Origin of the sequence: Nesterenkonia alkaliphila (genome assembly GCF_009758175.1) — a bacterium.
GTDB classification, from domain to species: domain Bacteria; phylum Actinomycetota; class Actinomycetes; order Actinomycetales; family Micrococcaceae; genus Nesterenkonia; species Nesterenkonia alkaliphila.
Window position 1 is genome coordinate 41,534 of the sequence record NZ_WRPM01000071.1, and the last position, 24,729, is coordinate 66,262.

At 65.6% G+C, this 24,729-nt stretch carries 23 protein-coding genes and 1 riboswitch; of the genes, 14 read left to right on the forward strand and 9 right to left on the reverse strand.

The features are described 5' to 3' along the window. Positions 1-8: 8 nt before the first annotated feature. Complete coding sequence (locus GNZ21_RS10165) at positions 9-1,364, reverse strand: O-acetylhomoserine aminocarboxypropyltransferase/cysteine synthase family protein (protein ID WP_157323950.1); 1,356 nt, start codon at positions 1,362-1,364, stop codon at positions 9-11. Positions 1,365-1,411: 47 nt separating this feature from the next. Continuing rightward, a riboswitch (SAM riboswitch) is annotated at positions 1,412-1,529 on the reverse strand. A gap of 249 nt (positions 1,530-1,778) precedes the next feature. Here GNZ21_RS10165 and GNZ21_RS10170 point away from each other — a divergent pair. Then, a complete protein-coding gene (locus GNZ21_RS10170) occupies positions 1,779-3,161 on the forward strand; it encodes a short-chain fatty acid transporter (RefSeq protein ID WP_373868353.1) in 1,383 nt (460 codons plus the stop codon). Position 3,162: 1 nt separating this feature from the next. On the opposite strand, the gene gluQRS is transcribed toward GNZ21_RS10170, so the two are convergent. From gluQRS to GNZ21_RS10185, 3 genes are all read right to left on the reverse strand, one after another. Further along, a complete protein-coding gene (gene gluQRS / locus GNZ21_RS10175; RefSeq protein WP_157323952.1) occupies positions 3,163-4,080 on the reverse strand; it encodes a tRNA glutamyl-Q(34) synthetase GluQRS in 918 nt (305 codons plus the stop codon). Positions 4,081-4,201: 121 nt separating this feature from the next. Continuing rightward, positions 4,202-4,993, reverse strand: coding sequence for an SDR family NAD(P)-dependent oxidoreductase (locus GNZ21_RS10180; RefSeq protein ID WP_157323954.1), 792 nt, complete (start codon positions 4,991-4,993; stop codon positions 4,202-4,204). Positions 4,994-5,015: 22 nt separating this feature from the next. Continuing rightward, positions 5,016-6,197, reverse strand: a complete 1,182-nt coding sequence (locus GNZ21_RS10185) for an acetyl-CoA C-acetyltransferase (protein ID WP_157323956.1) — start codon at positions 6,195-6,197, stop codon at positions 5,016-5,018. A gap of 132 nt (positions 6,198-6,329) precedes the next feature. Between GNZ21_RS10185 and GNZ21_RS10190 the strand changes: the two genes are divergently transcribed. The 3 genes from GNZ21_RS10190 to GNZ21_RS10200 all read left to right on the forward strand — a co-directional run bounded on the left by GNZ21_RS10190 (position 6,330) and on the right by GNZ21_RS10200 (position 9,651). Further along, positions 6,330-7,826, forward strand: a complete 1,497-nt coding sequence (locus tag GNZ21_RS10190) for a CoA-acylating methylmalonate-semialdehyde dehydrogenase (RefSeq protein WP_157323958.1) — start codon at positions 6,330-6,332, stop codon at positions 7,824-7,826. A gap of 119 nt (positions 7,827-7,945) precedes the next feature. Beyond that, positions 7,946-8,878, forward strand: coding sequence for a 3-hydroxyisobutyrate dehydrogenase (gene mmsB, locus GNZ21_RS10195; protein ID WP_157324093.1), 933 nt, complete (start codon positions 7,946-7,948; stop codon positions 8,876-8,878). Then, complete coding sequence (locus tag GNZ21_RS10200) at positions 8,875-9,651, forward strand: enoyl-CoA hydratase (protein WP_157323961.1); 777 nt, start codon at positions 8,875-8,877, stop codon at positions 9,649-9,651. The genes mmsB and GNZ21_RS10200 overlap by 4 nt, the downstream gene beginning before the upstream one ends. Positions 9,652-9,660: 9 nt before the next feature. On the opposite strand, the gene GNZ21_RS10205 is transcribed toward GNZ21_RS10200, so the two are convergent. Then, entirely contained in the window at positions 9,661-10,167 is a 507-nt protein-coding gene (locus GNZ21_RS10205; protein WP_157323963.1) for a MarR family winged helix-turn-helix transcriptional regulator, read from the reverse strand. Positions 10,168-10,217: 50 nt separating this feature from the next. Then, complete coding sequence (locus GNZ21_RS10210; protein WP_157323965.1) at positions 10,218-11,981, reverse strand: AMP-binding protein; 1,764 nt, start codon at positions 11,979-11,981, stop codon at positions 10,218-10,220. Positions 11,982-12,119: 138 nt separating this feature from the next. Here GNZ21_RS10210 and GNZ21_RS10215 point away from each other — a divergent pair, with 138 nt between their 5' ends. From GNZ21_RS10215 to GNZ21_RS10260, 10 genes are all read left to right on the forward strand, one after another. Further along, the gene (locus GNZ21_RS10215) at positions 12,120-13,322 is read left to right on the forward strand and encodes an acyl-CoA dehydrogenase family protein (RefSeq protein ID WP_157323968.1); all 1,203 of its coding nucleotides are present in this window, start codon (positions 12,120-12,122) and stop codon (positions 13,320-13,322) included. Between the two features lie 102 nt (positions 13,323-13,424). Beyond that, on the forward strand, positions 13,425-13,901 hold the full coding sequence (gene paaI / locus GNZ21_RS10220) for a hydroxyphenylacetyl-CoA thioesterase PaaI (protein WP_308805439.1): 477 nt from the start codon (positions 13,425-13,427) through the stop codon (positions 13,899-13,901). Next, complete coding sequence (locus GNZ21_RS10225; protein ID WP_157323970.1) at positions 13,901-15,292, forward strand: AMP-binding protein; 1,392 nt, start codon at positions 13,901-13,903, stop codon at positions 15,290-15,292. Before paaI ends, GNZ21_RS10225 begins: the two co-directional genes overlap by 1 nt. Before the next feature lie 36 nt (positions 15,293-15,328). Continuing rightward, positions 15,329-15,973: a TetR/AcrR family transcriptional regulator gene (locus GNZ21_RS10230; protein WP_157323972.1), complete on the forward strand. Its 645-nt coding sequence runs from the start codon at positions 15,329-15,331 to the stop codon at positions 15,971-15,973. A 64-nt stretch (positions 15,974-16,037) separates the two neighbouring features. After that, entirely contained in the window at positions 16,038-17,078 is a 1,041-nt protein-coding gene (paaA, locus tag GNZ21_RS10235; RefSeq protein ID WP_157323974.1) for a 1,2-phenylacetyl-CoA epoxidase subunit PaaA, read from the forward strand. Between the two features lie 61 nt (positions 17,079-17,139). Continuing rightward, the gene (gene paaB, locus GNZ21_RS10240; protein ID WP_157323976.1) at positions 17,140-17,490 is read left to right on the forward strand and encodes a 1,2-phenylacetyl-CoA epoxidase subunit PaaB; all 351 of its coding nucleotides are present in this window, start codon (positions 17,140-17,142) and stop codon (positions 17,488-17,490) included. Continuing rightward, positions 17,487-18,323, forward strand: a complete 837-nt coding sequence (gene paaC, locus GNZ21_RS10245; protein ID WP_157323978.1) for a 1,2-phenylacetyl-CoA epoxidase subunit PaaC — start codon at positions 17,487-17,489, stop codon at positions 18,321-18,323. The genes paaB and paaC overlap by 4 nt, the downstream gene beginning before the upstream one ends. 11 nt (positions 18,324-18,334) lie before the next feature. Further along, on the forward strand, positions 18,335-18,874 hold the full coding sequence (paaD, locus tag GNZ21_RS10250; protein WP_157323980.1) for a 1,2-phenylacetyl-CoA epoxidase subunit PaaD: 540 nt from the start codon (positions 18,335-18,337) through the stop codon (positions 18,872-18,874). Then, a complete protein-coding gene (paaE, locus tag GNZ21_RS10255; protein ID WP_157323982.1) occupies positions 18,874-20,052 on the forward strand; it encodes a 1,2-phenylacetyl-CoA epoxidase subunit PaaE in 1,179 nt (392 codons plus the stop codon). Before paaD ends, paaE begins: the two co-directional genes overlap by 1 nt. A 20-nt stretch (positions 20,053-20,072) precedes the next feature. Next, the gene (locus GNZ21_RS10260) at positions 20,073-20,843 is read left to right on the forward strand and encodes an enoyl-CoA hydratase/isomerase family protein (protein ID WP_157323984.1); all 771 of its coding nucleotides are present in this window, start codon (positions 20,073-20,075) and stop codon (positions 20,841-20,843) included. Positions 20,844-20,866: 23 nt separating this feature from the next. On the opposite strand, the gene GNZ21_RS10265 is transcribed toward GNZ21_RS10260, so the two are convergent. The 3 genes from GNZ21_RS10265 to paaZ form a co-directional block, all read right to left on the reverse strand. Beyond that, the gene (locus GNZ21_RS10265) at positions 20,867-21,433 is read right to left on the reverse strand and encodes an aldolase/citrate lyase/malate synthase family protein (RefSeq protein ID WP_157323986.1); all 567 of its coding nucleotides are present in this window, start codon (positions 21,431-21,433) and stop codon (positions 20,867-20,869) included. Between the two features lie 215 nt (positions 21,434-21,648). After that, on the reverse strand, positions 21,649-22,461 hold the full coding sequence (locus GNZ21_RS10270; protein ID WP_157323989.1) for an ATP-binding protein: 813 nt from the start codon (positions 22,459-22,461) through the stop codon (positions 21,649-21,651). Positions 22,462-22,542: 81 nt separating this feature from the next. Then, the gene (gene paaZ, locus GNZ21_RS10275) at positions 22,543-24,678 is read right to left on the reverse strand and encodes a phenylacetic acid degradation bifunctional protein PaaZ (RefSeq protein WP_157323991.1); all 2,136 of its coding nucleotides are present in this window, start codon (positions 24,676-24,678) and stop codon (positions 22,543-22,545) included. Between the last annotated feature and the right edge of the window lie 51 nt (positions 24,679-24,729).

Here is a 24,729-nt window from a genome sequence, read left to right on the forward strand (position 1 = left end):
GGGCGGGCTCAGCCTTCGGCCTGGGCCAGCGCCTGGTCCAGGTCAGCGATGATGTCATCAATATGCTCCAGTCCCACCGAGAGCCGCACCAGCCCAGGCTTGACTCCGGCGGCCCGCTGTTCTGCCTGACTGAGCTGGCGGTGGGTGGTGGATGCCGGGTGAATGGCCAGGGAGCGGACATCGCCCACATTGGCCACCAGGGAGTGCAGCTTCAGAGCGTCCACCAGGGCCTGGCCCTTGGCCACCGCCTGCTCCGGGTCGTTCTCGTGCAGCTCAAAGCTCAGCACGGCACCGATTCCCTTGGGCAGGTACTTCTGGCCTCGCTCGTAGCAGGGGCTGGATTTCAGCCCGGAGTAGAAGACCCGGCGGACCGCGCTGTGGGCCTCCAGGTATTCGGCCACCTTCTGGGCATTCGACACGTGTCGCTCCACGCGAAGACTCAGCGTCTCCAGGCCCAGGTTGATCTCGAACGCGTTGTGCGGGGACAGGGCGGGGCCGATATCGCGCAGCAGCTGCACCCGGGCCTTGAGGATATAGGAGAGGTTGACCCCGAATATGCCCTCTGGCCCCAGGTCACGGCCGAAGACCAACCCGTGGTAGCTCTCATCCGGCTGGTTGAAGCCGGGGAACCGCTGCGGGTACTGGGTGTAGTCGAAGTTTCCGGAATCGACAATGACCCCGGCAATGGCGGTGCCGTGCCCGCCCAAGAACTTAGTGGCCGAGTGCACCACTACATCGGCGCCGAACTCGAAGGGCCGCAGCAGGTAGGGGGTGGGCAGCGTGTTGTCCACGATCAGGGGCGCCCCGTACTCATGGGCGATGCCGGCCACTGCCTCCAGGTCCAGCACATCGGTGCGCGGGTTGGCCACGGTCTCAGCGAAGAAGGCCACGGTGTTCTCCCGGATCTCTGCTCGCCAGGACTCCGGGTCATCGGGGTCCGCCACAAAGCTGACCTCTACCCCGAATTTGGGCAGGGTGTGCTTGAAGAGGTTCTGGGTGCCGCCGTAGAGGGAGGGTGAGGCCACCACATGGCTGCCGGCCTCTGCGATGTTCAGCAGCGCAAGGGTGGTGGCGGCCTGACCGGAGGCTACGGCCAGGGCACCGACACCGCCCTCCAGTGCCGCGATCTTATCCTCCACCGCCTGCACGGTGGGGTTGCCGATCCGGGAGTAGATGGGGGCGATCTCCTCGAGCCCGAAGCGCTTGGCGGCTGCCTCGGTATCGGGGAACACAAAGCTGGTGGTCTGCTGGATCGGCAGGGCCCGGGCTCCTGATCCGGGGTCCGGCTCCACTCCGGCATGGATCTGCAGCGTTTCAAACCGCGGCTGCTCGATGGTGGGCTGGGTGGTGTTCTGCTCAGTCATGATGACGCTCCAGTGGTCACTCATAGACCTGCACTGGGAGCCAGTGAGGTCCGCGCTTGCCGTCACGGGGTGTTCCGTGCGGCCAGGTCGTCACCCGGGGCACCCCACCGCGAACTGGAGGGTTGCCGGCCAGCAAACCGGGGTTTTGCGCTGGCACTCTTGACCTATGGACAAGTCTGCTGATTGCGCGGACTCTGCGCAAGTCGCGGCGCAATATTCCGTTATATGGACACGCGCCACCGGGTCCTGCCTTGAGTGCGCACCATGTGCAGCATCTGGGCCCGATTCACCTCCGAAATGCTGCCCAACCTGCGCACTGAGCGAATAGTCGCGAGTTCAGCAAGACTCTCTGGATTCAGAAGCTGAAGTGTGTTTCTATGAACTGGATCACATGATGGCACAAGGAGGGGCACAATGAATCGCACGACTGGGCCGAAGCCTGCCAGCCGTTCCAATGGCGCAATCCTGGGCGCGGTGATGCGCCCGCTGAACACGGCAGTGGAGAAGCTGATTCCCTCAGCCCTGGTCTTCGCCGTAGCACTGACCTTCATTGTGGCGGTGCTGGCGCTGATCTTCACCGATGCCGGTCCGGTCACTGTGGTGGAGGAGTGGGGGCTGGGGCTCGCCGGTCTGCTGGAGTTCATCACTCAGATGGCTCTGATCCTGTTCCTGGGCTACATTCTGGCCAACACCGGGCCGGTGCGGAAGCTGCTGCACCGCCTGGCGAAAGTCCCGAAGACCGCGGTCCAGGCCTATCTGTTCATCTTCGTGGTCGCCTCCATCGCATGCTTGATCACCTGGGGCCTGGGTCTGGTTGCCGGAGCACTGCTGGCGCGCGAGATCGCCCATGTGTTCCGGGAGCGCGGCACCCCGGTGCACTTCCCGATGCTGGTGGCTGCCGCGTTCTCCGGAATGGTGGTCTGGCATATGGGCTACTCCGCCTCCGGACCGCTGACCGCAGCCACCCCGGGATCCTTCATCGAGGATCAGATTGGCGGGACCATCCCCATCTCGGAGACCATCTTCTCCACTTGGAACATCATCGCCTGCCTGGTGACCATCGTGGTGGTGCTCGGTGCGCTCTACCTGATAGCTCCGCGGGACCCCAAGGCGGTGGTGACCCTGAAGGCGGCGCGCAGCGATGAGGAGGTCCGGGTCGAGGAGGAGGTGGTGACCCCGGCAGACCGGGTGGACGCCTCCCGGATCCCCACTCTGCTGATGGGCCTGCTGCTGGTGGGCTACCTGGTGATCCACTTCAGCGGCGGCGGGTCACTGACCCTGGACATTGTGAACTGGAGCTTCCTGGCACTGATCATGCTGCTGGTGCGCAACCCGTTCGAGCTGATCGCGCTGACCAAACAGGCTGCTTCCAATGTCGGGGAGATCCTGCTGCAGTTCCCGCTCTACGCGGGAATTCTGGGGATCATGTCAGGCACCGGTCTGATGACAGTGATCTCCGAGGCGTTCGTCTCGATCTCCACCCAGGAGACCTTTGCCCTGTGGGCGTTTCTCTCAGCCGGGTTGGTCAACTTCTTTGTGCCCTCCGGGGGTGGTCAGATCGCAGTTCAGGCGCCGATCCTGCTGGAGGCTGCCGGGTCACTGGGCACCGACCCGGCTGTGGCCATCATGGCAGTTGCCTACGGGGACCAGTGGACCAATATGATCCAACCGTTCTGGGCACTGCCGCTGCTGGCGATCGCGGGATTGAAGATGCGCGACATCCTCAGCTACACCACCATCGTGCTGCTGGCCTCCGGGGTGGTCTTCGCGGCCACCATGGTCATCGTCTCGCTCTGAGTCAGCCCTCGGCGCCCGGCTGCGGCCCGCCTGGCCAGACCCACGGCTCACGGGGCAGGTGCTCCGGCCTGAAGGCGGCGAGCGCCTGCTCCAGCGGACCGGGAGGGAGGCCGAGTGAGGCCAGCAGCAGGTCGCGCACCTGCTCGGCGGAGACTCCCTGCTCGCCGAGCTGGGCCAGGGTGACCGCCCCGTCGCGCTTGGCCAGCCGCTTCCCCTCATCGTTGACCACCAGTGGCACATGCGCATACTCCACCGCCTGGGCAGCCTCCTGACCGTAGAGTAGGCCCCGCAGATATGCCTGCCGCGGGGCGGAGTCGGCCAGGTCATCTGCCCTGACCACCTGGTCCACCCCGGAGAGCTGGTCATCCACCACCACTGCGAGGTTATAGGCGGCAGCCCCGTCATTGCGCAGCAGCACCACGTCGTCCACTGCGGCGGTGACCTGGCCCAGCAGCTGGTCGTAGACGGTGTATGTCTGCTGCTCAGCGCGCAGCCGCAGAGCCGGAGTGCGCTGCCTCCGACGCCGCCGGCGCTCCTGGTCAGTGAGGTTCCGGCAGGTGCCGGGATAGGCCCCGGGCGGAGCATGCGGTGCCCGCGGGGCCTCCTGGATCTCGCGGCGGGTGCAGAAGCACTCATAGACCAGGCCCTGGGCTCTCAACTGGTCCAGGGCGTCGTCGTAATAGTCCCGGCGCTGGGACTGATGCGTGGCCTCCCCGTCAAAGGTGATGCCGAGGGCGCGCATATCGGCAGCTTGGCGCTCAGCGGAGCCAGGTACGGTGCGCCCGGTGTCCAGATCCTCATAGCGCAGCAGCAGCGCCCTGCCTGAGGCCCGGGCAAACAGCCAGGCGAGGATGGCGGTGCGCAGATTCCCCAGATGCAGATCCCCGGAGGGGCTGGGTGCATAGCGTCCGGCAGGCATGGAACTAGCCTACTTCCGCCGCCCAGCAGCCGTTTGCCTAGAGCTGTTCAGGATGCCGAGCGGTATAGCTCTAGGCAGCGCATACAGCTCTAGGCAGGGCTGACAGCGGAGGGTTTCGACGCTACTTGGGTTCGAGGCGGATGGCCCCGTCCAGCCGGATAGTCTCGCCGTTGAGCATAGGGTTGGCGATGATCTGCAGGACGGTCTGGGCATAGTCCTCGGGCTTGCCCAGCCGGGCCGGGTGCAGGGTCTTGGCGCGCAGGGACTCGCGGGCATCCTCCGGCAGGCCTGCCATCATGGGGGTCTCGAACAGCCCCGGTGCGATGGTCACTACGCGGATGGCATGGGCGGCCAGCTCCCGAGCAGCAGGCAGGGTCAGCGAGGCCACCGCTCCTTTGGAAGCCGAGTAGGCGATCTGGCCGATCTGACCGTCGAAGGCAGCCACGGAGGCAGTGTTGATCAGCACCCCGCGGTCCTCCCCGGCCAGCTCGTTCTCCGCCATCACCGCCGCTGCCGCGGTCATCAGGTTCACAGTGCCGCCGGTGTTGATGGCCAGCACCTTCATGAACGTCTCGGCGGGCAGGGGCCCCTTGCGGCCCAGCAGCTTGCCGGGGGTTGCCACCCCGGCGCAGCTGACCGCAGTGCGCAGCGGGCCCCGGGCTGCGGCCGCTGCCACGGCGTCAATACTGGTCTGCGGGTCCGTGACATCACCGGGATGGAACTGCGCGGCCTCCCCCAGGGCAGCCACGGCATCGGCTCGGGATGTGGAGTCCGGTGCATCCGGGAGGTCAATGACCACTACCTGGGCGCCGGCTTCCACCAGCGCTTGGGCGGTGGCGTAGCCGAGACCGGAGGCGCCTCCGGTGATCACGGCGCTGGTTCCGGTGAGGTCGGTGCTGATGTTCAGTGCCATCGTCTCTCTCCCGTGGGTGTGCTCAAACGTGAAGGATGAGGGCATCGCCCTGGCCGCCGCCCCCGCACAGTGCGGCGACTCCGGTGCCGCCGCCGCGGCGGCCCAGCTCCAGAGCCAGGTGCAGCAGCAGCCGCGCCCCGGACATTCCTACCGGGTGGCCCAGCGCGATGGCTCCGCCGTTGACATTGACGATCTCCTCGCCGACTCCCAGCTGCCGCATGGAGGCCGCAGAGACTGCTGCGAAGGCCTCGTTGATCTCGATCAGGTCCAGCTCACCGGGAGCAATCCCGGCCTTGGCGCAGGCGGCCTCGATGGCATTGGCCGGCTGCAGCTGCAGGCTGGAGTCCGGGCCGGCCACCATGCCGTGGGCGCCGATCCGGGCGATCCAGTTCAGCCCCAGGGACTCAGCCTTTGCCCTGGACATCACCACTAGGGCGCAGGCGCCGTCTGAGATCTGGGAGGCGGACCCAGCGGTCACAGTGCCCTTGCCGCTGAATGCCGGGCGCAGCTTGCCCAGGGATTCGGCGGTGGTCTCCGGGCGGATGCCCTCATCGGCCTCCACCACCAGATCGTCGCCGCGGCGCTGCGGGATCCGCACCGGAACGATCTCCTCGGCGAACAGCCCGGCCTCTGCAGCGCGTGCTGCCCGCTGGTGGGAGGTTGCCGCGATCCGGTCCTGCTCTGCGCGCGAGACCTCCAGGGCATCGGCGTTGCAGGACTCGGTCAACGCGCCCATAGACTGGCTGGTGGCCTGGTCGTAGAGGGCGTCATAGGCCATTGAGTCCACTAGGGCGGCGTCGCCGTATTTGATCCCGGTGCGGGAGCTGGGCAGCAGGTGCGGGGCCTGGGACATGGACTCCATTCCGCCGGCCACCACCACCTCGCACTCGCCGGCGCGGATCATCTGATCCGCGGTGGCCACGGCGTTCAGCCCGGAGAGGCAAACCTTGTTCACCGTGATGGCAGGAACTGAGGTGGGGATTCCGCCGGCGATCGCCGCAGTGCGCGCCGGATTCTGCCCGGCCCCAGCCTGAATCACCTGGCCCATCACCACGTAGTCCACAGCATCTCCGCTGACCCCGGCGCGCTGCAGCGCAGCGGCGACGGCTGCACCGCCTAAGTCAGCCGCGGAGAGGGAGGAAAGTCCGCCCAGCAGCCTCCCCATCGGGGTGCGGGCACCGGCTACGATCACTGATTCCGCCATGACACCTCACTGTGTTGATTCAAACGCTGGGGCGGGGTCGCGCTCGCTCCAGCTAATTAGTTGCACGTCCAACCACTCGAGCTTAGGCTAGCACATGAGAGATAGATCACTCCCTGTGCAAAGGAACGCCTCATGCCCGAACTGTCCCACTTTATCCACGGTGAGCACGTCAGCGGAACCTCCGGCCGGAGCCGAGAGGTCTTCAATCCGGTGCGCGGCGAAGTCACCTCTCATGTTCCGCTGGCCAGCCTGGATGAGGTCAGCGCCGCAGTGGACTCCGCCCAACGAGCCTTCCCAGAGTGGTCGGCCATCAATCCGCAGCGGCGCGGGCGGATCCTGCTGAAGTGGGTGGACCTGATCGCTCAGCACCGCGATGAGTTGGCCGAGATGCTCTCCAATGAGCACGGCAAGACCTTCGAGGACGCCAAGGGAGACATCCAGCGCGGGGTGGAGGTGGTGGAGTTCGGCGCCGGGGCACCGCATCTGCTCAAGGGCGAGTTCAGCCATAGCGTGGCCACTGGCATGGATGTGCACAGCCTGCGCCAGCCCCTAGGTGTGGTTGGCGGAATCACTCCCTTCAACTTCCCGGCGATGATTCCGCTGTGGAAGGCCGGCACGGCCCTGGCCGCAGGCAACACTTTTGTGCTCAAACCCTCAGAGCGTGACCCCTCGGTTCCGCTGCGCCTGGCCGAACTGGCTCTGGAGGCCGGAATGCCCCCAGGCACGCTGAACGTGGTCAACGGAGACAAGGAAGCGGTGGACGCGCTCATCGAGGACCCCCGCGTCAAAGCCGTCGGGTTTGTAGGTTCCACCCCCATCGCCCAAGCCATCTACTCCGCGGCCGCAGCGGCAGGCAAACGGGCCCAGTGCTTCGGTGGGGCCAAGAACCACATGGTCATCATGCCTGACGCCGACCTCGATCAGGCCGCCGATGCACTGATCGGTGCCGGCTACGGCTCGGCCGGCGAGCGCTGCATGGCCATCTCAGTGGCAGTCCCGGTAGGCGAGGCCACTGCCCAAGCACTGCGCGAGAAGCTGGAGCAGCGCATCGCCAAGCTCAGGGTGGGCCCCTCCCTGGACCCCACCAGCGACTTCGGCCCGGTGGTCGGGGCCGATGCCAAGGAGCGGATCGAGAACTACATCGGCATCGGGGCCCAGGAGGGTGCCGAGCTGGTGGTGGACGGTCGCGGCGCGCAGGTGGAGGGCTACCCCAACGGCTACTGGGTCGGCGCCACACTGTTCGACCATGTCACCCCGCAGATGCGGATCTATAAGGAGGAGATCTTCGGCCCCGTGCTGTGCATAGTGCGCGCCGCCGACTACGAGGAGGCGCTGCGGCTGCCCACCGAGCACGAGTTCGGCAACGGCGTAGCGATCTTCACCCGTGACGGGGACACCGCACGCGATTTCACCTCACGCGTGGAGGTGGGCATGGTCGGGGTCAATGTGCCGATCCCAGTGCCGATCGCCTACTACACCTTCGGCGGCTGGAAGGCCTCCGGTTTCGGTGACCTCAACCAGCACGGCACCGAGGGGCTGAAGTTCTACACCAAGACCAAAACAGTAAGCACCCGCTGGCCCTCCGGGCTGAAAGAGGGCGCGAGCTTCATCATGCCGGAGGGAAGCTGAGCATGATGGAAGAACATGGATACAGCACTGAGCCCACACCCCTTGTGGACACCCCGCTGGAGACTGAGGCGGTGCTGAGTACCCAGACCTCCCAGTACGACGACGCGGGAGAGGCCCCACTGCCCACTGTCGCCTTTATCGGGCTGGGCAATATGGGCGGGCCGATGGCCGCAAACCTGGTCAAGGCCGGGGTCAGGGTCTACGGATTCGATGTGGTGCCCGCCGCCATGGAGACCGCCAGCACGAACGGGATCACGGTGGTGGATGACCCCCTGGAGGCGGTGGCCCAAGCGGAGGTTGTCCTGACCATGCTGCCTTCGGGACAGCAGGTGATCTCCGCCTACCAGGACTCCCCCGGACTGCTCTCAGCGGCCCGGCCCGGAACTATCTTCCTGGACTGCTCCACCATCAATATCTCCGAGGCCCAGCAGGCGGCCGAGCTGGCCCAGCAGTCAGGATTCCGCGCCGCTGACGCCCCAGTTTCGGGTGGAGTGGTCGGCGCAGAGGCGGGCACTCTGGCGTTCATGGTCGGCGCCGGGGACGAGGTCTTCGCCGAGATCGAGCCGCTGCTTGAGATCATGGGCGCCCGAGTGGTGCACTGCGGCACCAACGGTCTGGGTCAGGCGGCCAAGATCTGCAACAACATGATTTTGGGCATCACCCAGATCGCAGTTGGTGAGGCCTTCGTACTCGGGGAGAAGCTGGGCCTGACCCACCAGGCGCTCTTCGACGTAGTCTCCAAGGCCTCCGGCCAGTGCTGGGCCCTGACCACCAACTGCCCAGTGCCGGGACCGGTGCCCACCTCGCCGGCTAACCGGAACTACCAGCCCGGGTTCGCCGGGGCCCTGATGGCCAAGGACCTCAACCTGGCCACCAATGCCTTGGATGAGCAGGGGGTGCAGGCTCAGCTGGGCCGGTTGGCTACCGAGATCTACTCCGAGTTCGCCCAAGGCGAGGGCGCCGGCCAGGACTTTTCTGCCATCATCAATACCATCCGTGAGAACTCCCAGCCTGATGTCTCACAGGCGCAACCGACAAAGGACACCATATGACCGAGTACTCCACCATCCTGGTCTCCACCTCTGGCCGTGTGGGAACCATCCAGCTCAACCGGCCCAAGGCACTGAACGCGCTCAACGAAACCGTGATGGAGGAGGTAATCACTGCCGCCACGGCATTTGATGCAGATCCGCGAATCGGTGCCATAGTGCTCACCGGCTCGGATAAGGCCTTCGCTGCCGGTGCTGACATCAAACAGATGGCGGATATGGACTATCCGGCGATGTACGCGGCGGACTTCTTCCAGCGCTGGGAGGACTTCGCAGCCCTGCGCACCCCAGTGGTGGCCGCAGTCAACGGCTACGCCCTGGGCGGGGGCTGCGAACTGGCCATGATGACCGATGTGATCATCGCCGGGGAGAGCGCCAAGTTCGGCCAGCCCGAGATCAACCTCGGTGTGATTCCCGGAATGGGCGGCTCCCAGCGGCTGGCGCGCTCAGTGGGCAAGGCTAAGACCATGGACATGGTGCTCACCGGCCGGCATATCGATGCCGCGGAGGCCGAGCGGATCGGGCTGGTCTCGCGGGTGGTGGCCGATGACCAGACCCTTGCCGAGGCCACCAAGGTCGCTGAGACTATCGCTGCGAAGTCTAAACCGGCCACTCAGCTGGCCAAGGAGGCGGTGGCCAGCGCCTTCGAGACCTCCCTGAGCCAGGGGCTGCTCTTTGAGCGGCGGATCTTCCACTCGCTGTTCTCCACCGAGGACCAGGCGGAGGGTATGGCCGCATTCGCCGAGAAACGCGAACCCCAGTGGAAGCACCGGTGAACTGAGCGCTCAGGCCTCGAAGTCCCCGGCGCGCTGGCGGAACTTTGCCAGAATCCGGTTGAGTTCAGCGACCTCCTCCGGGGTGAAGCCTGTCTGCTCGAACAGCTGCTCATTGAGCGCCCGGGTGGCCTCCCCGGCCACCTGCTTGCCCTTGGCGGTGAGCACCAGCAGCACAGCCCTCCGGTCCGACTCATGCGGCTGACGCTCCATCAGCCCGGCTGACTCCAGACGATCCACTGCATTGGTGATCGAGGTGGGGTGGACCTGCAAGAGCTTGGAGGCCTTGTTCATGGGCATCCGCTTCTCCCGGGAGAAGCTCAGCAGGCTGATCACCTCATAGCGGGCGAAGGTCAGCTCGAAAGGCTTGAGGATCTCCTGTGCCCGGCCCAGCAGGATCTGCTGGGTGCGCATGATCGCGGTCACCGCCGCAGCCGGGGCCGCTGCCGTCTCCCACCCATGGCGCTCCCAGTTCTTCTGGATCTCAGCGATCGGGTCCTTGGCCAGCGGCGGATGCATCGACAGTCTCCTTCAAGGTTGCGGCGAATTTTGACTATTCTAGAGCCGCCTCATCGTTTGGGTCGGATGGCGAGATCCTCCTCCCTATACTCCACCCCGTAGCCCTCCGGAGCCCCGCCGGACTGGGCCCGCTCCTCCTCCGCCTTGCGCAGCTGAACCCGGCGGATCTTTCCAGAGATAGTCTTCGGCAGCTCAGTGAACTCGATGCGGCGGATCCGTTTATAGGGAGGCAGCTTGTCCAGGCAGAACTGCAGGATCTCCGCTGCGGTGCGCTCATCCGGCTCCCATCCGGAGGCAAGGGTCACATAGGCCTTGGGAATGGCCAGCCGGATCTCGTCCGGGGCTGGCACAATGGCCGCCTCCACCACAGCCGGGTGCTCCACCAGCACAGACTCCAGCTCGAAGGGCGAGACCTTATAGTCGCTGGACTTGAATACGTCATCGGCCCGGCCCACATAGGTGATCACGCCATTCTCATCGCGGGAGGCGATATCCCCGGTGTGGTAGTAGCCCTCCCGGAAGACCTCGGCGTTCTTCTCCTCATCCCCGTAGTAGCCCTTCATCAGGCCTACCGGAGGCCCGTAGAGCTCGCTGTCCAGACGCAGGCATATCTCTCCCTCGGCCGCCTCCTCCCCGGAGATCGGGTCCACCAGGGCCACGTCGAACCCGGGCAGCGGGACCCCCATGGCGCCGAACTTGACCTGCCGGCCGGGCGTATTGGCCACCTGCAGCGAGGACTCGGTCTGGCCGAAACCGTCCCGGATGGTGCAGCCCCAAGCCCGCTGCACCTGCTCGATCACCTCCGCGTTCAGCGGCTCTCCTGCCGAGACCGCCACCCGGGGAGGGGTCTTCAGCTGGGACAGGTCGGCCTTGATGAGCATCCGCCACACCGTCGGCGGGGCGCAGAAAGTCGTCACCGCGGCCTCCTGCATGTTCTGCATCAGGGCCGCGGCGTCGAACTTGCTGAAGTTATAGAGGTAAATGGTCGCCTCGGCGATCCACGGGGCGAAGAAGTTGGACCAAGCATGCTTGGCCCACCCCGGGGAGGACACGTTGAGGTGGACATCGCCGGGCTGCAGTCCGATCCAGTAGAGCGTGGAGAGGTGGCCTACCGGATAGGAGGTGTGGGTGTGCTCGACCAGTTTGGGCTTGGAGGTGGTCCCGGAGGTGAAGTACAGCAGCAGGGTGTCATCCGCTCCGCTGGGCTGCTCCGGGCGGAGCTCAGCGGAGGACTGATACGCCTCCGGATAGGAGTGCACCCTGCGTCCGGGCACCTCAGGTGCGGTTGCGGCGTCGCCGGCGTAGAACCCCGGGACGTGGATGAGCTGATAGTCGCCGGTGACCTCGGTGAACTTCTGCAGGGTCTCCGTATCGCCGACCACCCATCTGGCCTCGGCCCGGGTGACCCGGTCTTGGAGATCATAGGCGCCCATCTGGGTGGTGGTGGGCACCAGTACCGCTCCCAGCTTGATGGCTGCCAGCATCGTCTCCCAAAGTTCAACCTGATTGCCTAGCATCAGGATGAGCCGGTCACCGCGGGAGATCCCGATGCTGCGGAACCAGTTCGCCACGCGATTGGAATCGGCGCTGAGCTGGGCGAAAGTGCGGGAGAGCCGTCTGCCGTCCTCCTCGACGATCACCAGGGCATCCTGCTCGGCGCGCTCCGGGCTGGCAGCCACCTGGTCGAACCAGTCGAACCCGAAGTTGAAGTGGGTGAAGCGGGGCCACTGGAACTCCTTCCGGGCACGCTCCCAGTCCTCCTGAACGCTGACCAGGTGGTCGCGAGCTGCGCGGAACTCCTCAGTCACGGTCATATCTGCTCCTGCAATAACAGTGTGATGCCAGTCACCCATAGAATATACTTGGAAGTCCTATAGTTGGTAAAGTCCCGGTGTCCACCCCCGCCCGGGCCGCAGAACACCCGAGACTCGCGGGAGATTGAGGAGACAACGATGACGACGCCGCCAGCCCTGGCAGCTGCCCCACATCAGCTGCACACCAGCCCGGAGCACCCCGATCTCCTGGAGCTGGCCCGGCATCTGCAGCCGGCTGAGCGGCAGCGGCTGCAGCAGATCGAGGAGTTTGCCCAAGGCCGCATCCGGCCCGAGAGCATCGAGCCGTGGAACCAGGAGGAGCTGCCCCGCCACCTGCTCGAGGAGGCCGGCGAGCTTGGGCTCGGCGAGGTCTTCGTCGACGGGTCCTCCCACCTCTTCCAAGGCCTGGCCCACGCGGCCCTGGCTCGGGCAGACGTCTCGATATCTGCCGTAGTCGGCATCCACAATGAGCTCATCGTGGGCACTATCGACAGCCTGGGATCGGAGCAGCACAAGCGCGAGTGGCTCCCCGGGTTGCGCAGCCTTCGGCAGTTGGGAGCCTTCTGCCTGACCGAACCCGAGCACGGCTCGGATGTGGCCGGCGGCCTGACCACCTCGGCCACGCAGCAGGCGGACGGCCAGTGGCACATCCAGGGGGCCAAGCGCTGGATCGGCCTGGGCACCGTTGCAGATGTGGCTCTGGTCTGGGCACGCGACACTGCCGACGCCCAGATTAAGGGGTTCCTGGTACCCACCAGCACTCCGGGCTACCAAGCGCAGAAAATCAGCCAGAAGACCGGGCTGCGGATTATGCAGAACGCCGACATCACCTTAGATGTGCTGGTGCCGGAGACCGCCCTGATGCCGGGAGCCAGCAGCTTCGCCGCCGCAGGAGAGGGCCTGCGGGGTTCACGCGCATGGGTGGGCTGGCAGGCAGTGGGCGCCCAGCAGGCACTGCTGGACATCTCCCGCAGCTACGCACGCTCCCGGCAGCAGTTCGGCAAGCCGCTGGCCTCCTTCCAAATGATCCAGACCGCCCTGGCCAAGGTGGCCGGGAACCTAGCCGTGTCCACCGCACTGATGGGAGAACTCAGCCGCCTGCAGAGTGAGGAGAAGTTGACCATGATGCGGGCCTCGCTGGCCAAAGCCACACTGACCCGCCTGGCCCGCGAGTCCGCCGCCCTGGCGCGCGAGACCCTGGGCGGCAACGGGATCCTGAGCACCCACGAGGCCGCCAAAGTGGCCGGTGACATCGAGGCAATCTACACCTATGAAGGAAGCCACGGCATCAATCTGCTCATTGCTGGCCGTGACCTGACAGGAGTTTCTGCCTTCGTCTGAGCTGAAGGCCCTGAGTGTGCTTGACATCACAGGCTCCGCGGTGCTTAGGTTACATTACTGACCGATTGGTCTGTAATTGTTGTTCGCATCCCCAGGAGCACCATGACTGACATCAGCACCACTGCCGAGACCACCTATGAGGGCGTGCCGATGCCCCCTGGCGGCCCGCACCACAGGATGCTGGAAACAGACCGGTGCACCGCCTGGCTGGGTGCTGAGGTGCTGTTGGCCGAGCCGGGCCATGCCAAGCTCGCGATGACCGTGCGCCGGGAGATGACCAACGGCTTCGACATCGTGCACGGCGGGATGATCTTCAGCCTGGCTGACACCGCCTTCGCCATGGCCTGCAATCACCCGCAGGGGGATGATGGCACCATCACCGTGGCCTCAGGTGTGGACATCAACTTCATGAAGTCAGCCTGGCTGGGTGATGAGCTCATCGCTGAGGCCAAACCGGTGGCCCAAGCCGGGCGCAGCGGGGTCTATGACGTCTCCGTCACCCGGGGCGATGACCTGATCGCCGTGTTCCGCGGGCGTTCCCGCACCGTGCCGTTCAACCCAGAGAAGGTGACTCGCTGATGAGCATTGCCCCCTCCCCCGCCGCAGGCGCCACTGGCACCGAGCACGACGCCGCCAATGCAGTGGCCACCGCAATTGCCGCCACTGCCGCCGCCCCCACCCCGGGCAATGAGCCTGATCCCGAGGAGCTGGCCAGCCGTGAGCAGATCGAGGCGCTGCAGCTGCCCCGCCTGCAGGCCACTGTGCGGCACGCCTATGAGAACATCACCGCCTACCGTGAGCTCTATGACGCCCACGGGGTGAGCCCTGAGGACCTGCAGACCCTGGAGGACCTGGCCAAGTTCCCCTTCACCGACAAGGAGTTTCTGCGCAGCGCCTATCCGTTCAAGTCCTTCGCCGTACCGATGGACCAGGTCCGGCGCATCCACGCCTCCTCCGGCACCACCGGGCGGCCCACAGTGGTGGGCTACACCGAGGGTGACATTGACCGCTGGGCCACCCTGCTGGCGCGCTGCCTTCGCTTCTCCGGAGTCCGGCCCGGGGACATTGTGCACAACGCCTACGGCTACGGGCTGTTCACCGGCGGACTTGGCGCCCACTACGGCATCGAGAAGCTCGGCGCCACAGTGATCCCGATGTCCGGCGGGCAGACCGAGAAGCAGATCCAGCTCATCCAGGACTTCCAACCCCGGGTCATCCTCTGCACCCCCACCTACCTTCTGGCCCTGGCCGATGCCTTCCGCCACCGGGGCCTGGACCCCCGGGAGTCCTCCCTGGAGGTGGGGGTCTTCGGTGCCGAGCCCTGGACTGAGGAGATGCGGCACGAGATCGAGAAGGCCTTCAACATCACCGCCTGCGATATCTACGGGCTCTCCGAGGTGATGGGGCCAGGAGTGGCCGGTGAGTCCGTGCAGCGCAAGGACGGCTCCACCATCTGGGAGGACCATTTCCGCCCAGAGATCATCGACCCGCTCACCGAGCAGGTGCTGCCGATGGGTCAGCACGGCGAGCTGGTCTTTACCACCCTCACCAAGGAAGCACTGCCGATCATCCGGTACCGCACCCATGACCTGACCCGGCTGCTCCCCGGCACCGACCGTCCCGGGCACCGCCGGATGGGCCGCATCACCGGGCGCAGCGATGACATGATCATCCTGCGCGGGGTCAACCTCTTCCCCACACAGATCGAGGAGATCGCCCTGAGCATCCAGGGCCTCTCCCCTCATTTCCAGCTGGAGCTGACCCGACCCAAGCATATGGACCAGATGACGGTGCACATTGAGCGCCGCCCGGAGACCACGCCTGAGGCCGCCCAGGCCGCAGGCGCCGAACTGGCCAAACAGATCAAGGTCAAGATCGGCTCCAGCTGCCAAGTGGTGGTCGCCGAGCCGGAGACCCTGGCCCGCTCCTCAGGAAAACTGCGCCGAATCTATGACAAACGCCCCCGTTGAGCCCGCGCCGCTGAGACTGCCGAACGGTACCCTGGGATGATGCCTCCCACCACCGATCTCAGCTCCGCAGAGTCCGACCGTCAGGCCCGGCGGGGACGCCCCGGCTATGACCGGGACTCCCTGGTCAGAGTCTGCGTAGAAGTGTTCAACCGACACGGTTATGAGGCGACCTCCATGGGCACTCTTGCCCAGGAGCTGGGCATCTCCAAATCCGCGATCTATCATCATGTGAAGTCCAAGGAGGAGATCCTTGAGGCTGCGCTGAGCCACTCACTCTCGGAGCTCGAGCGGGTGGTCACCGAGGCCGAGGCCCTGGATGTGCCCGCGGTGGTCGAACTGGAGACTATCCTGCGCGAATCGGTCAATGTGCTCACCCGCTCCCTGCCCTACGTCACCCTGCTGCTGCGGCTGCGCGGTAACTCCGATCTGGAGACCGCTGCCCTACGGCGCCGCCGAGAGATTACCCTGCGCATCGCGGAGCTGATCCGCCAGGCTCAGCAGGACGGTGATCTGCGCAGCGATATCAACGCCCGCACCGCCTCCCGGCTGGCCATGGGCATGGTCAACTCCATCGTGGACTGGTACCGCCCGGAACGGGCAGACTCCTCAGCTCCGGTGGCCCAGTCAGTAGTCACCCTGCTGCTGGAGGGCCTGCGCGCTCCGGAGCGGGAACCCCACTAAGTGTTGTGCCTCACATCACTCCTGGTATATACTGAACGAACGGTCAGTAATTCAGGAGGTCACCATGTCCGCACAATCCCCACAGCTGCACCCCGTCGAGGCCACGGCCACCACCGAGCAGATCTCTGAGGACGCCCGCCGGGCCGCCGAAGAAGCCCGCGTGGGCTGGGAGCGCTTCGAGCAGCTCATCGCCGAGGACAAGCGCGTGGAGCCCCGGGACTGGATGCCCAATAACTACCGCAAGACTCTGGTCCGCCAGGTCTCCCAGCACGCCCACTCCGAGATCATCGGCATGCAGCCGGAGGGCAACTGGATCACCCGGGCACCCTCGCTGAAACGCAAGGCCGTGCTGATGGCCAAAGTGCAGGACGAGGCCGGCCACGGACTCTACCTCTACTCCGCCGCCGAGACACTGGGCACCCCACGGGACGAGCTCTACGAGCAGCTCTACACTGGCAAGGCCAAGTACTCCTCGATCTTCAACTACCCCGCCCGCACCTGGGCCGATATCGGGGCCATCGGCTGGCTGGTGGACGGAGCGGCGATCACCAACCAGGTGCCGCTGTGCCGGGCCAGCTACGGCCCCTACGGCCGGGCCATGGTCCGCATCTGCAAGGAGGAGTCCTTCCACCAGCGCCAGGGCTGGGAGATCCTCTACACGCTCTCGCATGGAACTCAAGCCCAGAAGCAGATGGCCCAGGATGCTGTGGACCGGTTCTACGGCCCGGCCCTGCAGATGTTCGGTCCGCCAGATGACGAGTCGCCCAACTCCAAGCAGTCCATGGCCTGGAATATCAAGCGGTTCTCCAATGATGATCTTCGCCAGCGGTTCGTGGACATGATCGTCCCTCAGGCAGAGGCCCTGGGGCTCACCCTGCCCGACCCCGAGCTGAAGTGGAACGATGAGCGCGGTCACTACGACTACGGCGATCTGGACTGGGATGAGTTCTTCAGTGTGGTCAAGGGCAACGGCCCGCTGAACCACCAGCGGCTGGCCCACTACCGCGCCGCCCGCGATGAGGGTGCCTGGGTTCGCGAGGCCGCAGCCGCCTATGCCGCCAAGCAGCAGCAGGCAGCCCACGACGCCGCCCTGCTCACCGCCTGAGCCCTCACCCCACCCCGCACACACTCTCCCTTCCGCACACGCACGAAAGGCCTCCGAAGGCATGACTGAGACCGCACAGCAGACAGAGCAGATCCCGGCGGGCGGCGTGATCGCCGCCGATCCCGCTGAGCGCAGCCTATGGCCGCTCTGGGAGGTCTTTGTCCGCTCTTCACGCGGGCTCTCCCATGTGCATGCTGGCTCCCTGCATGCCCCGGACGCCTCGATGGCCTTGCGCAATGCCCGCGACCTCTACACCCGGCGTAATGAGGGGACCTCCATCTGGGTGGTCCCGGCAGCCGAGATCGCAGCCTCCGACCCCGACTCCAAGGGCGGCTACTTCGAGTCTGCCCAGGGCAAGGCCTACCGGCATGCCACCTACTACACCCAGTCCGAGGGGGTGCCGCACCTATGAGCAGCTTCACCACGCAGGACTCCGCCACTCGGATCTCAGTGGGTGATGCCATCACGCCTGAGGACCTGAGCTCCTCCGGCGCCGCCGCGGATGAGAAGACCGCCCGCTATGCGCTGATTCTGGGTGATGACTCGCTCATCCTGGCCCAGCGGCTGGGCCACTGGATCTCCCGGGCCCCGGAGCTGGAGGAGGATATCGCCCTGGGCAATATTGCCCTGGACCTGCTGGGCCATGCCCGGTTCTTCCTCACCTATGCCGGTACCGCCTGGGGTAAAACTGAGGATGATCTCGCCTATTTCCGTGATGAGGAGGAGTTCCGCTCCGCACGTCTGGTGGAGCAGGAGAACGGGGACTTCGCCAAGACCATCGCCCGGCAGCTGATCTTCAGCTTCTACTCCCATGAGCTCTACTCCCGGCTGGTGGACTCCGCCGATGAGACCCTTGCCGCAGTGGCGGAGAAGGCACTCAAAGAGGTCGCCTACCACCAGGACCACGCAGCCCAGTGGCTGCTGCGCCTGGCCGGCGGCACTGAGGAGTCCCAGCGGCGCATGCAGGCCGGGCTGGAGTCCGTCTGGGCATATGTACAGGAGCTGTTCTACGATGCCGAGCCCACCGCCGAACTGGCCGAGGCCGGGATCGCCGTGCTGCCTTCTTCCCTGCGGGAATCGGTGATGGAGCGGCTGACCGGGATCATCGAGCAGGCCGGACTGCGGGTCCCGGAGATCAAGGGCGCCTTCGGGGCCGACCGCTCCGGTCGGTTCTCCGAACAGCGCGGGTTCATCCTGGCCGAGATGCAGGTGCTGGCCCGGCAGCATCCAGGGGCCAGCTGGTGAGGACCGCTGTCATGACCACTGCTGAGGACCTTCAGCTCTCCCCGGAGGGAGTCCGCCCCCAGGATCCGCGCGATGCCGCGGTCTGGGATCTGGCGGCCGAAGTCAACGACCCGGAGATCCCGGTGCTCTCCATTGCCGATCTGGGCATCCTGCGGGCTGCTGCGGCAACTGAGGAGGGGGGCGGCGTCGTACTCATCACCCCCACCTACTCCGGCTGTCCGGCGATGGAGACCATCACCGCCGATGTTCGTGCTGCCCTGCAGCGCGGCGGCTACGACCCGGTGCAGGTTCACACCGTGCTGAAGCCGGCCTGGACCACCGACTGGATGACTGATGAGGGCAAGGCCAAACTGCGCGAGTACGGGATCACCCCACCCACTGGGGCCGCCCCGGTGCGCAACGGTCCGATCTCGGTGGGGCTGAGCGTGAAATGCCCGCGCTGTGACTCCCTGGACACCCGTGAGCTGGCCCGGTTCGGCTCCACCGCTTGCAAGGCGCTGTATCAGTGCCGAGCCTGCCTGGAACCCTTCGACTACTTCAAGGTGCTGTGATGACTGTTCAGACCCCTGCCCCGGAAACGGCCACTGCTGCACGCCGCCGCGCGACCTTCAATACACTGCGAGTCAAGGATGTCCGCCGGCTGACGGCCGATTCAGTGGAGGTCACCTTTGAGGTGCCCCCGGAGCTGCAGGCTGATTTCGACTATGCCCCGGGCCAGTATGTGGCCCTGCGAGCAGAGATCGACGGCAGGCAGCTGCGCCGCTCCTACTCCATCTGCACCGAACCCGTTCCCGGTGAGATCCGGGTGGCGATCAAACGCGATATCGGCGGAGTGTTCTCCACCTGGGCCAATGAGGAACTGACTCCCGGGGCCAGCCTCGAGGTGATGAACCCCTCCGGGGCGTTCGTCTCCAAGACGGCGATCACCTCGATGAACCGCCCCGAGGAGCTGGCCGAGGAGGCGGTGGCACGCCGCGCTGACGCCCGGCTGGTGGCCTTCGCTGCGGGCTCCGGGATCACCCCGATCATGGCGATCGCCCGCTCAGTGCTGCGCTCCTCCCCGGAGGCCACCTTTGAGCTGGTCTACGCCAACCGTTCGGCCTCTGATGTGATGTTCGCTGAGGAGATCGGGGACCTCAAAGACCGCTACCCGGCCCGGTTCGCAGTGCATCATGTACTCAGCCGGGAGCAGCGGCTGAACCCGCTGCTGACCGGTCGGATCGACGCGGAGAAGCTCACTGCCCTGCTGGACCATGTGTTGAGGCCCGAGGACACCGATGAGTGGTTCCTCTGCGGGCCCTTTGAACTGGTGCAGCTGCTGCGCGATGAACTGGCCTCCCGCGGTGTGGCCGAGGAGAAGGTGCGCTTTGAACTGTTCAGCACCGGGCGCCCGGACCGCCCCGCCGGCCAGCAGGGCCGCAGGGTGCAGGCTGATCCTGGCGGTAAGACCGTGGAGATCGAATTCACCCTGGATGGTCTGACCGGTCAGGTGGCCTCTCCTGCTGCCTCGGGTGAGACCGTGCTCAACGCCGCCCTGCGCTCCCGCTCGGATGTGCCCTTCGCCTGTGCCGGCGGGGTCTGCGGCACCTGCCGGGCCAAAGTGGTCTCGGGGGGCTTCGAGATGGATGAGAACTACGCGCTGGAGAAGGACGAGCTGGAGCGCGGCTATGTGCTCACCTGCCAGACCCGACCCACCGGCGAGAAGCTCGTAGTCGACTACGACGCCTGACCATTGAGACGGAGCAGCTGATGATAGACCTGACTATCGATAACGGACTGGCAGAGGTGGTGCTGAACGCACCCAAGAAGCTGAACTCGCTGGATGAGGCGGCCCTGGCGCAGCTGGAGGGCGCCTACCGGGAGGCCGAGGCGGCCGGGGTCCGGGCTCTGCTGCTGCGCGGTGAGGGCCGCGGCTTCTGCGCCGGGCGGGATATCTCCGGGGTCACCCCGGCCGAGGACGATGTGCTGGGCTACCTGGGCGATAAGGTCACCCCGCTGCTGCGCCGGATGGCGCAGTTCCCGGCGCCCACCTTCGCCGCTGTTCAGGGCGCCTGCCTGGGCGTAGGCCTGGGGCTGGCCATCGCCACGGATGTGGTCTACGTTGCCGAGGACGCCAAGATCGGCTCCCCGTTCGCCTCGCTTGGCGCAACCCTGGACTCCGGTGGCCATGCCCTGTTCGTCGAGCGTCTGGGCGCCCACCGCACCCTGGACCTGATCTACACCGCAGAGCTGATCTCCGGGGCCGAGGCCGTGGCTGCCGGACTTTTCTCCCGGGCCGTGCCCGCGGCAGAGCTGGTGGAGTTCACCCGAGGGAAGGCGCAGAAAGCAGCCGCCGGGGCCACGCTTGCGTTCCGCGAGTCGAAGAAGCTGGTAGCCCAGATCCGAGATGAACGGATCGGCCTCTGGGAGTCCCTGGACGCGGAGAACCGCGCCCAGGCCGCGCTCTGCGCCTCAGAGGACTACGCGGAGGGCTTCGCCGCCTTCCAGGCCAAGCGAACCCCCAGCTTCCACGGCCGGTAGCTGCAGCTGTCCCAGGAACGGAGTCAGCCGCTGATGCGGGGCATCAGGACCCCGGCGGTGGTCTCCTGGCCGTCCTCATCATCGTCCTGATCCGGCTCCCCGGGGCGCAGATGGATGGCGCGGATAGTTCCATCAGGCAGGTTCAGCAGCTGCTCCGCACGGATGAAGAGCTCCTGCCAAATCTGCAGCTCCTCCTCGGTCTCAGCCCCAGGCAGCGAGACGAAGGGAGCACGCCCGTCATCCAGCAGCCGCTGAGCATTGCGGAAGATGTGCAGGCCGAAGTCCACCAGGCCTGCGGAGATGCCTGCACCGTGGCACAACACCTTGTCCTGGGCGCGGGTCAACCGCTGCGGGCTGATGAAGCTGCTCGGCGGCTCAGAGAGGTGCTGGTCCACGAGCAGAGCCCAGTCACGGGAAACCGTCCTCCCGCCCTGCTGGTCTGGCAGGGCCGCGAGGCGAACACTGAACTCCTGGTGCAGTGCCGCTAAGAACTCCAGGGCACCGGGGGTGAAGAGTTCATCCTGGCGCGGAACCTCCGGGCCGGAGAGCGAAATGAACTGCTGGCTGGTCTCGGGGCTGGTGATAGTCATGGCGAATCTCCTTTGATTCCGGTGTGACTCTTGGGCTGTCATCGTTGACATACCCAAGTCTTCGCCACTGGCAACCCCACTTCCAGCGCTTTGGCGGAGAAGTTCTGCAGTTCTTCGCAGTGCCGAAGAAACCCTGAAACTACGCTACTGGGCCCAGTCGGGGGTCTCCTTGGCCACCCGGGTCAGCACACGACGCCGCAGCACGCGCGGCCCGTTCAGGGGGCAAGGTGACCAAGCGAGACCACATGCACTCCGTCTGGCCGGGTGTAACTGGCCTCGCCTCCGGTCAGGACAACTAGCGCTTGGAGCTGAGCTTGGCGCTGTTCCGAGACCTTACGACTGAGCTGCCGCAGATGATCGGCGGCTCGGTCGATGTGTTTCTGGCCCCCGAGCTTCACTTCACAAGCCACCCAGCGACCATCACGCAACTCTATGATGGCATCAATTTCCAAGTTGGAGCTGTCCCGGTAGTGGAAGACACGTCCGCGATGAACGTCGGCATAGATGCGTAAATCTCGAATGGCTAAGGATTCAAAGAGAAACCCGAACGTCGTCAGTTCCTCCAGGAGCGCCTGAGGGGAAGTCTGCAAGGCCGCAGCGGCAAGTGAGGGATCAATGAAGTGCCACTTTGGATGCACTCGAAGTCGCACTTTGGACCGCAGATGCACCGACCAGGCTGGCTGCTCTTCCAGAACAAATACTCTCTCCAAGGCATCGAGATACTTCCGGGCTGATCTGTAGGAAACTGACCCTCCCCCGTTGCCCGAAATCTCCGCCTCTGCTGCCAATCTGGCAATACTGACCTCAGTCGAGACATTCCGGGCCAAGGCTCGGATCAGTGCCTCCATCCGCAGCGGGTCGACACGAAGCTCTGCAGCCTCCAGGTCAGTCCGTGCAATGTCATCGAGATAACTCTCGAGGTAGTCGCTGGGATCTGCCACATCATCATTGACCAACTCAGGCCAGCCGCCGCGAACAATGAGCTGAGCGTACTTCTCAACACTTGGTCCACCCAGCGCCCCCTGCATCTCTTTGCATAAATTACGTTGCCTAGTTTGCATACGATTTATTTCCTAGTTTGCACGAGGGGTCCAGCCTGGCAGTCATGCCTACTCCGCCCAGTTGGGGGTCTCCTTGGCCACCCGGGTGAGCACATCGTAGGTGGCCACGATCTCGTCATTCTGGTTGTGCAGCACAGTGTCCCAGCGGACCTCGCCGTAGTCATCGGTCTCCCGCGGGGTGATCTGCTTAGCTGTGAGCGTGACCCGGATCGAGTCGCCGTAGGTGACCGGGGTCAGGAAGCTCAGGTTCTCCAGACCAGTATTGGCCAGCACCGGACCCGGGACCGGCTCCACGAACAGCCCGGCCGCCCAAGAGACCAGCAGGTAGCCGTGGGCCACCCGGCGCGGGAAGAACGGGTTGGCGGTGGCCGCCTCCTCATTGGTGTGGGCGTAGAAGGTGTCCCCGGTGGACTCAGCGAAGGCCTCGATGTCCTCCAGGCGCACCTGGCGCAGTCCTGAGGCGAACTGGTCACCGATCTTCAGCTCAGCCAGCGATTTGCGGAACGGGTGCACCGCCTCACCGGCGGCCACCGTCTCCGGGGTGGCGGTATTGGCCTTGGCCCCGCGGTGCCAGACCCCGGTGACCCCGGTGAGCAGGTCCGGGGTGCCCTGCACTGCGGTGCGCTGCATATAGTGCTTGACCCCGCGCATACCGCCGAGCTCCTCGCCACCACCGGCCCGTCCGGGCCCGCCGTGCACCAGGTGCGGCAGCGGTGAGCCGTGGCCGGTTGAGGTCTTGGCATCATCCCGGTCCAGCAGATGCACCCGGCCGTGGTGGGAACCGATGCCGCGGACAAACCTCGCGGCAGTCTCCGGGTCGTGGGTGGCTACGGTGGCAACCAAGGAACCGCCGCCTAAGGCAGCCAGGGCCACGGCGTCGTCGATATCTGTGTAGCCCAGCACGGAGGTGACCGGCCCGAAGGCCTCTACCTGGTGCACCTCGGGGGTGCGGGCCTGGCTGAACTTCAGCGCGGTGACCGGGAAGAAGGCACCGCGCTCGGCATCACCGTTACCGGTGGCTCCGCCGGGTCCGCCGAAGCAGACCTCCCCGCCGGCTTCGATGAGCCGCTGCACCGCTGAGGTGACCTCCTGCTGCTGGTCCTTGGAAGCCAAGGCACCCACTGTGGTCTCAGCATCGCGCGGATCGCCCAACACGGCCCGGGACTCCACCCGGGCGCGCAGTGCCTCCACTACGGTGTCCACATGCTCGCTGGGCACAATGGTGCGGCGGATCGCGGTGCACTTCTGGCCGGCTTTGGCGGTCATCTCCTGAACTACGGCTTTGATGAAGGCCTCAAACTCTGGGGTCTCGGGCCCAGCGTCCGGGCCCAGAATCGCGGCGTTGAGCGAGTCTGTCTCCGCGGTGAAGCGGACTCCCTCCTGCTGCACATTCTGATGCGAGCGCAGCAGCTGGGCGGTGCCCGCGGATCCGGTGAAGGCCACGTGATCGCGGTAGTCCAGCTGGTCCAGCAGATCCCGTGCCGAGCCGGAGATCAGCTGGATGGACCCCTCAGGCAGCAGCCCGGAGTCCAGCATCAGCCGCACGCAGGCCTCGGTGACATAGGCAGTCTGGCTGGCCGGCTTGACGATAGTGGGCACTCCGGCGATGAAGCTCGGGGCGAATTTTTCCAACATGCCCCAGACCGGGAAGTTGAAGGCGTTGATCTGCACAGCCACTCCGGTCAACCGGGTGTAGATGTGCTCGCCGATAAAGCTGCCATCGCGGGAGAGCTGCTCCACCTGCCCGTCGATGATGACATTGGAGTTGGGCAGTTCCTTACGCCCCTTGGAGGAGTAGGCGAACAGGGTGCCGATGCCGCCGTCCACATCGATCAGGTGATCCTTACGGGTGGCTCCGGTCTTGTCGGAGAGCTCATAGAGCGGCTCCTTGTGCTGGCCCAGGTGCAGGGCCAGCTGCTTGAGGATCAGGGCACGCTGGTGGAATGTCAGCTCACCGAGTCCGGCCTGACCCACTGTGCGGGCGTAGTCCACGGCAGCGACGGTGTCCAGGCCCTCAGTGGAGATCCGGCAGACCAGCTCCCCGGTGGCGGCGTCGTTGATCTCCGTGACCTTCTGCGGGTTCTCAGGGGTCCACCAGGACCCGGCGATGAAGCTGGGCAGGATGCTCTCAGGGCTGTGCTGTCCCTTGCTCGGCGCGGTTGCTGCGGGGGTCTCGACGGTCATCGGCGTCCTCAATTCCACGTGCTCATGGCGGGCTTCTCTCGGTAATAAACT

Bases quoted from the DNA above. Each gene is read 5' to 3' on its own strand.
- GNZ21_RS10165 (WP_157323950.1), bottom strand. From the start codon at position 1,364: ATGACTGAGCAGAACACCACCCAGCCCACCATCGAGCAGCCGCGGTTT.
- GNZ21_RS10170 (WP_373868353.1), top strand. From the start codon at position 1,779: ATGAATCGCACGACTGGGCCGAAGCCTGCCAGCCGTTCCAATGGCGCA.
- gluQRS (WP_157323952.1), bottom strand. From the start codon at position 4,080: ATGCCTGCCGGACGCTATGCACCCAGCCCCTCCGGGGATCTGCATCTG.
- GNZ21_RS10180 (WP_157323954.1), bottom strand. From the start codon at position 4,993: ATGGCACTGAACATCAGCACCGACCTCACCGGAACCAGCGCCGTGATC.
- GNZ21_RS10185 (WP_157323956.1), bottom strand. From the start codon at position 6,197: ATGGCGGAATCAGTGATCGTAGCCGGTGCCCGCACCCCGATGGGGAGG.
- GNZ21_RS10190 (WP_157323958.1), top strand. From the start codon at position 6,330: ATGCCCGAACTGTCCCACTTTATCCACGGTGAGCACGTCAGCGGAACC.
- GNZ21_RS10200 (WP_157323961.1), top strand. From the start codon at position 8,875: ATGACCGAGTACTCCACCATCCTGGTCTCCACCTCTGGCCGTGTGGGA.
- GNZ21_RS10205 (WP_157323963.1), bottom strand. From the start codon at position 10,167: ATGCATCCGCCGCTGGCCAAGGACCCGATCGCTGAGATCCAGAAGAAC.
- GNZ21_RS10210 (WP_157323965.1), bottom strand. From the start codon at position 11,981: ATGACCGTGACTGAGGAGTTCCGCGCAGCTCGCGACCACCTGGTCAGC.
- GNZ21_RS10215 (WP_157323968.1), top strand. From the start codon at position 12,120: ATGACGACGCCGCCAGCCCTGGCAGCTGCCCCACATCAGCTGCACACC.
- paaI (WP_308805439.1), top strand. From the start codon at position 13,425: ATGACTGACATCAGCACCACTGCCGAGACCACCTATGAGGGCGTGCCG.
- GNZ21_RS10225 (WP_157323970.1), top strand. From the start codon at position 13,901: ATGAGCATTGCCCCCTCCCCCGCCGCAGGCGCCACTGGCACCGAGCAC.
- GNZ21_RS10230 (WP_157323972.1), top strand. From the start codon at position 15,329: ATGATGCCTCCCACCACCGATCTCAGCTCCGCAGAGTCCGACCGTCAG.
- paaA (WP_157323974.1), top strand. From the start codon at position 16,038: ATGTCCGCACAATCCCCACAGCTGCACCCCGTCGAGGCCACGGCCACC.
- paaB (WP_157323976.1), top strand. From the start codon at position 17,140: ATGACTGAGACCGCACAGCAGACAGAGCAGATCCCGGCGGGCGGCGTG.
- paaC (WP_157323978.1), top strand. From the start codon at position 17,487: ATGAGCAGCTTCACCACGCAGGACTCCGCCACTCGGATCTCAGTGGGT.
- paaD (WP_157323980.1), top strand. From the start codon at position 18,335: ATGACCACTGCTGAGGACCTTCAGCTCTCCCCGGAGGGAGTCCGCCCC.
- paaE (WP_157323982.1), top strand. From the start codon at position 18,874: ATGACTGTTCAGACCCCTGCCCCGGAAACGGCCACTGCTGCACGCCGC.
- GNZ21_RS10260 (WP_157323984.1), top strand. From the start codon at position 20,073: ATGATAGACCTGACTATCGATAACGGACTGGCAGAGGTGGTGCTGAAC.
- GNZ21_RS10265 (WP_157323986.1), bottom strand. From the start codon at position 21,433: ATGACTATCACCAGCCCCGAGACCAGCCAGCAGTTCATTTCGCTCTCC.
- GNZ21_RS10270 (WP_157323989.1), bottom strand. From the start codon at position 22,461: ATGCAGGGGGCGCTGGGTGGACCAAGTGTTGAGAAGTACGCTCAGCTC.
- paaZ (WP_157323991.1), bottom strand. From the start codon at position 24,678: ATGACCGTCGAGACCCCCGCAGCAACCGCGCCGAGCAAGGGACAGCAC.